Below are 4,254 nucleotides of genomic sequence, written 5' to 3'. Positions count from 1 at the left end.
CGGTAGGAAGCATGGACCATAATAAACCATGTATTTACAACGGCTTGTACGCCATCAGGTGCTGCGAAGTTGGTCCGAAAGTCTCCGTGCCTTCCCGCGACGGAGAACGGGCGCCAGACGGGCCGTGTGCGCGTCCAGGAGGCATCCTGGCACGGGGTCCGGAGCACGGGAGACTCGTCGAAAAAATGCGTGTCAAGCACCAACTGAGGTCGATGCGAGAAAAATCTTCAGAACAGAACTGTGACCGTCACTCCGCCATTCTTGCACGCGCCCCGAGAGCCGCGAGGCCTACAACAACATGCGGGAGCGTGCCCCCAGATCCATCAGGCACCCCGGACGGACCTAGGTAGTAGACGAGCGACTACTAATGTAGTAGACTGCCTTCTACCTCACTATGGCGAAGAAGACCCCGTACGAGAACCGCATCGAGTTGTTGCAGGGAACACTCGATATGCTGATCCTGCGCACGCTTCAATGGGGACCCCAGCACGGCCACGGCATTGGGCTGGCGATCCGTGCCAGCTCCGCCGAGGTTCTCCAAGTGGATCACGGCTCGCTCTATCCTGCCCTCCATCGCCTCGAGAGACAGGGCTGGATTACTGCTGACTGGAAGATCACCGAGAACAAGCAACGCGCGAAGTATTACCGCCTGACAGCAGCGGGCAAGAAGCAGCTGGTTGCAGAGGAGTCACGGTGGGACCGGCTGGTCGAGGCCATCGCGCGCGTGATGCGCCCCGCATAGGGAACCGGCTATGTCCAGCTTCTTCAGCCGCTGGTGGAAACGCCTTCAGCCCCGGCTCCGGCGGCGAGCGCAGGACGAGCAGGATCTCGACGACGAAGTCCGGTTCCACCTCGCGCAGGAGGCTCAGCTGAGGATCGAGCGCGGCGTGCCACCGGAGGAAGCTCGCACGTCAGCTCGACGCGATTTTGGCAACATCCCGCTCGTTACCGAGGCCACGCGCGACATGTGGGGATGGACCTGGCTCGAACGTATCGCACAGGACGTCCGGTTTGCCGGGCGCATGCTCGCGCGCAGTCCTGCGTTTACCGTTGTCGCGCTGTGCACCCTAGCGCTCGGCATAGGCGCTACCACGGCAATCTTCACGGTCGTGAACAGTGTGCTGCTGCGCGCTCTGTCCTTTCCGGAACCCGATCGCCTCGTCATGGTGTGGGAGCAGTCTCCTTCCGGCAACACCACCAACGTTGTCCAGACCCAGAACTTCCTTGACTGGCGCACCCGCAACCGTGCGTTCGAGGCCATCGCGGCGTTTCGGCAGCTCCCTGCAAATGTCATGTTCGGCGGCGAGGCAGAGCAAGTGCTGAGCCTCACCGTGACGGCCGAGTTCTTTTCGGTGTTGGACGTTCCTCCCATGCTCGGACGACCGATTCTTTCAGGAGAAGGCCGTCCGGGCGGACAAGGAACCGTGGTGCTCAGCCACACGTTCTGGCAGCGGTGGTTCGGCGGCAATCCGACCATCATCGGACGAAGCATCTCAGTCAATGGACGTCCGCTCGAGATAGTCGGTGTCATGCCGGCCGGGTTCTCGTTTCCTGGAGTGCGAGCGGAGCTGTTCTCGCCGCTTGTGATCGATCCGGTGACGGCACCTCAGGATGGGCGCAACTTCTCCACGGTTGCGCGATTGCGGCGTGGCGTCGGCGTTCAAGCGGCCCAGGCCGACATGGATGGCATTGCCGCCCAGACCGCGCGCGAGCGGCCGCAGATGAATGCCCGTTGGGGAGCCAACGTTGTTCCGCTCCGCGACGAGGCCGTCGGCCAGATCCGGCCGGCCCTCCTCGTCCTCTTTGGGGCAGTTGGGTGCGTACTGCTCATCGCCTGTGCGAACGTTGCGAATCTCTTGCTGATGCGTGCCACGGCCCGTGCGCGAGAGCTCACAATCCGTTTGGCTTTGGGTGCTGGGCGGTGGCGCCTCGCCCATCAGCTCGTTGTCGAGAGCGTGCTGTTGGCCGGCCTTGGTGGCGCGCTCGGTCTGCTGCTGGCCCTGTTTGGTGTGCCCATCCTCGTCTCGCTGTTCCCGGAGACGTTTCCGTTGCCGCGCGCCGATGAAATCCGAGTTGATGGCTGGGTGCTCGGCTTCACGACGTGTGTGTCGATGGGCGCCGGCATTTTGTTTGGTGTGTTGCCGGGCTTTCTCGCACGCCGGAATGATCCGATGCGCGTGCTGCACGGGAGCGGACGGGCGGTCGTCGGGAGCGGTGCCAAAGTACGCGCGCTGCTCGTGACTGGCGAGGTGGCGCTGGCACTGATGCTCGTCGTTGGCACAGGATTGATGGTTCGCAGCCTGACGCACCTCTATGCGGTCGATCCCGGTTTTCGACCCGAGCACGTGCTGACGTTGCGCATGCTGTTGCTGCCATCGAAGTACCTCGACGTGTCGCGGCGCGCGGCGTTCGTCGAGCAGGTCCTCGAGCGCGTGCGTGAGATTCCCGGCGTGACCGCTGCAGGTTCCGTCCACTTTCTTCCGTTGAGTGGCTCCGAATCGGGCACGGGCGTGTATCGGGCCGATCGGCCTGCTCCCGCTCCAGGCGCGGGGAGCAGCGCCTCGGTGTCAGTGATCACGCCCGGGTACTTCCCGGCGCTGGGGATTCCCGTGATCGCGGGCCGCGATATCGACCAACGGGACCGCATGGACGCACTTCGTGTTGCCATCGTCAATCAAGCCTTCGCACGGGAGTTCTTCCCAAATGACGAGCCCTTGGGGAAGCGGCTCAAGGTTTGGTGGTCCAGCACGCGTGGTGACGACATTCCAGAATTCGAGATCGTTGGCCTTGCCGGTAATGTGCGCCACGAGGGTATGCACAAGGGCGCGAATCCCACGGTGTTTCTGGTCCACGGGCAGGAACCGAATCTATTCGCGTCGCTCGTCGTGCGCACGGCTGGGGAGCCGCTCACCGTGGCCGCCGCGGTGCGAAAGGCGATCCGCAGTATTGATCCGGAACAAGGTGTGTCTGACGTGCAAACGATGGAGTCGGTGCTGGCAGATTCTGTGGCACGGCCTCGCCTTCAAGCCATCCTGTTCGGTCTGTTTGGGGCCCTCGCCTTGGTGATGGCCTGCGTTGGCCTCTACGGCCTCATCTCGTACTCAGTCCAGCAGCGGGTCCGGGAGATGGGCGTCCGCCTCGCGCTTGGTGCGGCCCCTTCGTCTATTCTGCGACTGGTCGTGGGTGAAGGGCTTCGCCTGACGGTTGTCGGTCTGGTCGTCGGCCTCGTCGCTGCTTTGATGCTCACCCGCTATCTCGCGACGCTGCTCTACGGCGTGACGCCGACCGATCCTGGGGTATTTGTCGCTGTGGGCGCCTTGCTGCTCACCGTGGCGATAACAGCGTGCTACCTGCCCGCGCGGCGCGCGACCCGCATCGATCCGGCACGCGTGCTGCGTGACGAATGATCACACGCATAGCCCGTAGCGAGGGGCCTAAAGGCCGCGCGCTACGTTTTGCTCGTCACTCGTCACTCGTCACTTGTTTTAACCCCCGCGCCTTCATCGGTAACCCGAAGAGATCGATGAAGCCACGCGCGGCGGTCACGTCGTAGTCCTGCATCGCAAAGCTGGCGAGCTTCACGTCGTAGAGCGAGAGCGGAGAGGAGGCGCTCACGGCCTGGGCCCGTCCCTTGTACAACTTCACGCGCACCTGGCCCGTGACGACCTGCGACGCGTTGTCGGCAAATGCTTGCAATGCCTCGCGCAGTGGATGAAACCACTGACCGTAGTACACCAGCTCTCCGTAACGCAGCGCCAACCGTTGCTTTTCGTGGTACAGCTCGCGCTCCAGGCAGAGCTGCTCGAGCGCCTTGTGTGCCTCGTACAGGATCGTGCCGCCTGGCGTCTCGTAGACGCCGCGGCTCTTCATCCCAACGAGCCGATTTTCGACGAGCGTGACTTGGCCGACCGCGTGACGGCCGCCCAACGCATTCAGCGCGGCGATGAGCTCGTGGCCACGATTCCTGAAGCGCTTGCCATTCAGCGCCACGGGCGTGCCGTGCTCGAAGGCGAGCTCGACGTACTCCGGCTTGTTGGGCGCCTTCCGCGCCGGCACGCTCATCGTATAGACCCGATCGCGCGGCTCTTCGGCAGGATCCTCGATCTCGGCTCCTTCGTGCGAGATGTGCCACAGGTTCCGATCTTGCGAATAAATCTTCTTCTTGGTTTGAGTGATAGGGATGCCGTGCCGCTTTGCGTAGTCCACCGCGGTCTCACGGTCGTTGAGCCCGTCGGCGAGAAACTGCGGGTCCTT

Annotated in this window: 4 protein-coding genes; 2 read left to right on the top strand and 2 right to left on the bottom strand. The window is 63.2% G+C overall.

The features are described 5' to 3' along the window. Window positions 1–247: 247 nt before the first annotated feature. Window positions 248–331: a hypothetical protein gene (locus GEV06_28100; protein MPZ21720.1), complete on the bottom strand. Its 84-nt coding sequence runs from the start codon at window positions 329–331 to the stop codon at window positions 248–250. Between the two features lie 63 nt (window positions 332–394). Between GEV06_28100 and GEV06_28095 the strand changes: the two genes are divergently transcribed. Both GEV06_28095 and GEV06_28090 read left to right on the top strand, forming a co-directional pair. Further along, entirely contained in the window at window positions 395–742 is a 348-nt protein-coding gene (locus tag GEV06_28095; protein MPZ21719.1) for a PadR family transcriptional regulator, read from the top strand. 10 nt (window positions 743–752) lie between these two features. After that, the gene (locus GEV06_28090; GenBank protein MPZ21718.1) at window positions 753–3,407 is read left to right on the top strand and encodes an FtsX-like permease family protein; all 2,655 of its coding nucleotides are present in this window, start codon (window positions 753–755) and stop codon (window positions 3,405–3,407) included. Between the two features lie 55 nt (window positions 3,408–3,462). Here the strand turns inward: GEV06_28090 and GEV06_28085 are convergent. Beyond that, the coding region (locus GEV06_28085) for an argininosuccinate synthase (GenBank protein ID MPZ21717.1) at window positions 3,463–4,254 on the bottom strand (792 nt) is incomplete at its 5' end.

It is taken from the genome of Luteitalea sp. (assembly GCA_009377605.1).
Lineage (GTDB): Bacteria > Acidobacteriota > Vicinamibacteria > Vicinamibacterales > Vicinamibacteraceae > WHTT01.
This window is presented reverse-complemented; position numbering and strand designations above follow the sequence as displayed.